We start from the raw sequence: 5,913 nt of genomic DNA on the forward strand, positions 1-5,913 counted from the left end.
CAGCGGCTCCAACCTCCGCCACCCCAGCCGCCCCAGCGGCTCCAACCTCCGCCACCCCAGCCGCCTCCGAAGCTCCCGACGAAGACGACGAAACCGGTAGCCTGTCGGAACGTGCCCTGGGACTGAAGTTCCGGCGCCTCGTATGTAGCCTTCATGCCGGCTTCCCCCCATCTGCTTGCTCTTGCCTGTCTCGGCCTGCCCGGCCTTGGTTTTCCGTGCTCGGGCCGTGTGGACGGCCCTTGACCGAGCAACTCCATTCTGCTTCCGCCGGACCCGCTGACGGTTCATCGACGGTTCGTTGCTCCCAGTCACAGAGTCACAAAGAGTAATCGTCACGCCTGAACCGGGTCGGGCTTGGCCGGCCCCGGCCGGACGTCACGGCGTCCGGGCGCGATAGCATGCAGATGCTCGCCATCTGAGAGAACCAGTCCAGATGTTGGGACACCCCGAAGGGGGCGTTCCCGTGAGGGGATGCCCGTCAGTGTTCCCCGGCGCGGCCGAGACGGTCGGCCCGGCGTCGGGAACCTCGATGTCTCGCCCGCCGCCGCGACCCGGCCGACGGGCGGGGCATCGGCCACGCCACCCGGTCCCCCGGGCGGCCGTCCCCAGAACCGGAACCGGAGTCACACCGTCATGACGACCGTCGCCGCCCCACCCGCGCTCGCCGCCCGCGCCCGGTCGGTGCGCACCTCCCCGGTGCGCGAGATCCTCGCCCTGACCGCCCGGCCGGAGGTGATCTCGTTCGCCGGCGGCCTGCCGGCCCCCGAACTGATCGACGCCGCCGGCATCCGGCGCGCCTACGACCAGGTGCTCACCGACGATCCCCGGCGGGTGCTGCAGTACTCCACCACCGAGGGGGACCCCGAGCTGCGGGCGGCGGTCGCCACCCGCCTGGGTCGTCGCGGCCTGCCGACGGACCCCGACGACCTGCTGATCACCACCGGCTCCCAGCAGGCCCTGACGCTGCTCGCCAGCGCCCTGCTCGAGCCCGGGGACGCCGTCGTCGTGGAGAACCCGACCTACCTCGCCGTGCTGCAGTGCTTCGGCTTCGCCGGCGCTCGGGTGCTCGCAGCCCCCACCGACGACCAGGGGATCCTCCCCGACCAGCTGGCCGAGCTCGTCGCCCGGGAACGTCCCCGGCTGTTGTACCTGGTGCCCACCTTCCAGAACCCCACCGGTCGCACCATGGCCGCGGACCGCCGCCGCGCCGTCGCCGAGATCGCCGCCCGCCAGGGCCTGTGGATCGTCGAGGACGACCCCTACGGCGAGCTGCGCTACGAGGGGACGGCGCAGCCGTGGATCGCCTCGTACCCGGCCGCGGCCGACCGCACGGTGCTGCTCGGCAGCTTCTCCAAGACCATGGCCCCGGGCATGCGGCTGGGCTGGCTGCGCGCACCGGCGACGCTGCGCCGCGCCTGCGTCATCGCCAAGCAGGCCGCGGACCTGCACACCTCGACCGTCGACCAGGCGGCCGCCGCCCGCTACCTGGCCGAGGCGGACCCTGACGCCCACATCGCGCGGCTGTGCACGGTGTACGGCCAGCGGCGCGACGCGATGCTGGCCGGGCTCGCCGAGGCGCTGCCGGCCGGCAGCGCCTGGAACCGGCCCGAGGGTGGCATGTTCGTCTGGGTCCGGCTGCCCGCCGGGCACGACGCCGCCGCCCTGCTGCCCGCCGTGGTCGCCCACGACGTGGCCTACGTCCCCGGAGCGCCGTTCTTCGCCGGCACACCGGACCCGGCGACGCTGCGCCTGTCGTTCACCACGCACGCGCCGGAGCGCATCGCCGAGGGGATGGCCCGCCTTGCTCGCGCCCTCGCCGGCGGGGCCGCGGCCGGGTGAGCTCCACCAGTCCGCTCAGGACCGGTGGAGCTCAGGCGCGGATCTCCAGGGTGGCGCACTTGATCCCGCCGCCGCCGCGGCGCAGCTCATCGAACTCGATCCCGATCGGCTCGAACCCCCGGTCGCGCAGCTCGGCGGCGAACCCCTCGGCGGCGGCGGCGAGCACCACGTGCCGCCCGTCGCTGACGGCGTTGAGGCCGAATGCCACCGCGTCGGCCTCGCTCACCCTGATCGCCTCCGGGAACAGGGCGGCAAGCAGCCCGCGGCCGGCGTCGTCGAAGGCCGCCGGCAGGTAGGCGACGAGATCGTCGTCGAGGACGCACAGCGCCGTGTCCAGATGGTAGAAGCGCGGGTCCACCAGGGTCAGTGAGTGCACCGGTCGGCGCAGGATGCGGGCCGCCTCGGCATGCGCCGCCCGCTCCGACCGGAACCCGGTGCCGGCAAGGATCATGCCGCCGACGGGCAGGAAATCGCCTTCGCCCTCGTTGACCAGCGCCGGGCGGTACGCCCCGCCCGGGGCCAGCTGTGCCAGTCGCCGCAGGTAGGGCTCCTGCTCGCCGCTGCGTTCCGGATGGCGGAACCGGACCCCGAGCGCACGTCCGCCGACGACGAGGCCGCCGTTGGCGGCATAGACCATGTCGGGCAGGCCCGGCAGCGGGTCGATCAGCTCGACGGTGTGGCCGAGGTCGCGGTACAGCGCCCGCAACGTCTCCCACTGCGCGCAGGCCCGGTCGGTGTTGACCGGCTGGCGCGGGTCCATCCACGGGTTGATGGCGTAGTGGACGTCGAAGTAGGTCGGCCGGCACATCAGGTACCGGCGCACGCGGGCCTGGCGGACCCCTGCGCCCAACGTCATCGGCGCCCCCCGGACCGGACCGACAGGTAACCGCGCTCGCCCACCGCCCGGCTCAACGCGCCGCCGTCCGGCACCGTTCCAACGCCCGGCGTTGTGCGGGCTGGAAGGGACGGGTGCCACCACCCCAGCCTGCGGGCCAGAGCACTGGCCTACATTTCGGTAGCTTCGTCCGGAGTGGCCACCGAAGCGTGCGAGCGCACGGACGCCGGGCCGGTCGTTACCCCAGGGTGCCTGGACCCGCCGTCCGGTCCCGCGGTCATGAAAGGCAGGGTAGAGGACGATGACGACCTCCGAATCCGACCCGTCCGGGCCACTCGATCCCGCCGCGCGACCGGCGCCGGGTGAGCGCACGCCGCGGCCACGGCGCACGCGCCCCGCCCCGAGACGCCTGCAGGTCGTGCGGGTCACCCCGCTCACCGAGGGCATGGTCACCGTAACTCTCGGCGGCCCCGCGCTGGCCGGCTTCGCCCTGCCTCGGCCCGCGCAGCACATCAAGATCTTCCTTCCGGTCGACGGGCAGCGGGAGCCGGCCGTCCCGACCTGGGGGCCGGACGGGCGGCCGGTCTTTCCCGCGAAGCAGCCCCGCCCGGTCGTGCGGACCTACACCCCGCGACGGTTCGACCCCGACGCCGGTGAGCTGGACATCGAGATGATGCTGCACGCGGAGGGTCCGGCCGGGCGGTGGGCGGCCGGCGCCCGGCCCGGGGACCATCTCGCCATCGCCGGGCCGGGGGGCGGCTACGAGGTCCCCGCCGGGGCGACCCATCACCTGCTCGCCGCCGACGAGACCGGCCTGCCGGCGCTGGCGACGATCCTCGAGCGACTGCCCCCGCTGGTTGCCGTCACGGTGCTGGCGGAGGTCCGCGACGCCGGGCGCCGCCGCGACCTGCCGGCCGGCGCGGCGTCCACGGTCACCTGGCTGCACCGCGGCACCCGGGCCGCCGGCGAGCCGCTCGCGGAGTCCGTCGCGGCGACCGCCCTGCCCGCGGGCACAGCCGCCTGGATCGCCTGTGAGGCCTCCGCGGTGCGCCGGATCCGCCGGCAGCTCCTCGACGCCGGACTGGACCGCGCCCAGGTCTCGACCCGCGGCTACTGGCGGCTGGGAGCGGCGGACCATCCCGACCACGACTTCGGTGAGGGCGAGATCGGCGGCGCCGGGCCGGGTGGCGAGGGTCGCCAGGACCGGCTGCGCGCCGCGCTCGGGCCCCTCAAGCGCCGCGTGCAGGACACCGCCCGGGACGTGCGCGCCACGCTGCGCGACCGCGGCGACGGGCGGCCGCATTGACACCACCGCCGGTGCTGCACTGCGCAGGTCAGCACCTGCTTCGACCACCCGATCGCGGTACGCCGCGAGGAGGGCCGGTGGTCGGCCCGCGCGCCGCACGGCACGGGTGACCAAAAGGTCCGACCTCACTTACCCCAGCGCGCTCGGGAACCTTTTGCGAAATCGGACAGTTTGACTGGGGCCGCACCGGGGATACATCCCGCGATCACCCCGGCGAACAGGAAAGCGGCGCACCCCGGCACCGCCGCCGGCCACGGCAAAATTGCGGAGGCTCTCGTGCTCTGGTTCATCCTCACCATGATTCTGCTTGGGCTCGTCGCTGGCGCAGTCGCCCGACTGGTGGTTCCGGGTCGCGATGCGCTGAGCATTCCGGCGACGATTGGCCTGGGCCTTGTCGGCTCCTTCATCGGTGGCTTTCTCGGTTACCTCCTGTTCGGTCACGACTTCGACGAGGGCGCGTTCCAGCCCTCCGGTCTGGTCGGTTCCATCATCGGTGCGATCATCGCGCTGCTGATCTACCGGGCCGTGAACGGCCGTCGGCCGGTGCGCCACTGACCTCCGCCTGAGCTCCGGCGTCCCTCGCCCACCAACGGCGTCGCCGCAGCCACAGAACCTGTTCCAACTGCGGGCCGACCGGGTAACCCCGGTCGGCCCGTGGTTGCGCTCGGGTCCGCTCGAGCCGCGCTCGGCGACCCCGCGGTGCCGATGCGGCGCCGACACCGCACGGCTGCCGCCGATCTCGCCCGCGCGGACCATCGCCCAAAAGGCCACGCCACCGGCGAAGCCCGGATCCTTCGAAACGGCCAGAAGCCCGCCGTGCGACAGCCGCCGTATTACGGCGGCCGTCCGCGGATTTCGACCGGTCCCAATTTTTCGTTCTCGCTGTCATCACCAGCCGGCAGAAACGCGGCGAGACTCCGCCCAGCCGACGAGACCACGGGACGACAATCGGGGCCACGTTCGGGCCACGGCCCAGAAGGCCGTCAGCATACGACCGACTTCCGGGTCACAGGTGCACCGCCGCCCCGGAACTGTCCGTGTCGGGAGCAAAGGGCGCCGCGCCACGACGAACGTGCGAGACCGTGGCACGCTGACGGCACGGCGCGGCAGCGCACCAGCCGGGCCGCGGACGGTGACGGAGCGGACGGTGACGGAGCGGACGGTGGCAGAGAGGACCCATGACGGAGGACGGCGCGACGCTGCCCGACGCAGAGCACCCCAAGGATCGAGCGGACTCGCCGTCGGAGCGCCGTGCCGGCGGTGCGGCCGGGACCGACCGGTGGCTCGATCCCACCGAACCCACCCGCGCCCGCTTCACCGGTTCACCCCGGCCCGGCGACGGCGACGGCGACAGCCGCGCGGGTGTGGTGGGCGTCGGCGCGGTGCCGGTCCCACGGACGATCTCCCCCCGCCGGGGCCCCGCGCCCGGCGTTCCTCGCGACCCGCTGCGCCTGCCCCGCCGGATCGGGCCATCACCCGGCGCCACCCCTCCGCTGCTGGAGGCGCCGAGCGTGCCCGTGGGGTTGCGGGAGTGCGCCGGGTGCGGCGCCCCGGTGGCCCGACCGGGCCAGTCGGGAACGGCCGCGCTCGACGGCACCTGCGGGGGGTGCGGGCACCGCTATTCGTTCACCGTCAAGCTGCGCCCCGGTGAACGGGTCGGCCGGTACACCGTGCACGGCGTGATCGCCCACGGCGGCCTCGGCTGGGTGTACGCGGCCACCGACGACAACCTCGGCGACGACGACGTGCAGGCCTGGGTGGTGCTCAAGGGCCTGCTCGACGCGGCCAACCCGGAGGCCCGGCGGATCGCGGAGGGCGAGCGGCGCATCCTCACCACGGTGTCCCACCCGGCGATCGTGAAGATCCTCGACTACGTCATCCACGCGGGCGAGGACTACATCGTGATGGAGTACGTGCCCGGGATCTCCCTGAC

General features: G+C 73.8%; 5 protein-coding genes. 4 read left to right on the forward strand and 1 reads right to left on the reverse strand.

Annotated elements, in window-relative coordinates; translation table 11 throughout:
- Positions 1 to 633 precede the first annotated feature (633 nt).
- Entirely contained in the window at positions 634 to 1,839 is a 1,206-nt protein-coding gene (locus NBZ85_RS26375; RefSeq protein ID WP_261558733.1) for an aminotransferase-like domain-containing protein, read from the forward strand.
- Between the two features lie 31 nt (positions 1,840 to 1,870).
- On the opposite strand, the gene ddaH is transcribed toward NBZ85_RS26375, so the two are convergent.
- Positions 1,871 to 2,695, reverse strand: a complete 825-nt coding sequence (gene ddaH / locus NBZ85_RS26380; RefSeq protein WP_261558734.1) for a dimethylargininase — start codon at positions 2,693 to 2,695, stop codon at positions 1,871 to 1,873.
- A gap of 280 nt (positions 2,696 to 2,975) precedes the next feature.
- Between ddaH and NBZ85_RS26385 the strand changes: the two genes are divergently transcribed.
- The 3 genes from NBZ85_RS26385 to NBZ85_RS26395 all read left to right on the forward strand — a co-directional run.
- The gene (locus NBZ85_RS26385) at positions 2,976 to 3,980 is read left to right on the forward strand and encodes a siderophore-interacting protein (protein ID WP_261558735.1); all 1,005 of its coding nucleotides are present in this window, start codon (positions 2,976 to 2,978) and stop codon (positions 3,978 to 3,980) included.
- A gap of 276 nt (positions 3,981 to 4,256) precedes the next feature.
- Positions 4,257 to 4,535 (forward strand): GlsB/YeaQ/YmgE family stress response membrane protein, encoded by a 279-nt coding sequence (locus NBZ85_RS26390; protein ID WP_261558736.1) that lies wholly within the window; start codon positions 4,257 to 4,259, stop codon positions 4,533 to 4,535.
- A gap of 623 nt (positions 4,536 to 5,158) precedes the next feature.
- On the forward strand, positions 5,159 to 5,913 hold a 755-nt coding region (locus NBZ85_RS26395), incomplete at its 3' end, for a serine/threonine protein kinase (protein ID WP_261562805.1).

Origin of the sequence: Frankia tisae, from assembly GCF_025403405.1 — a bacterium.
Taxonomy (GTDB): domain Bacteria; phylum Actinomycetota; class Actinomycetes; order Frankiales; family Frankiaceae; genus Frankia; species Frankia tisai.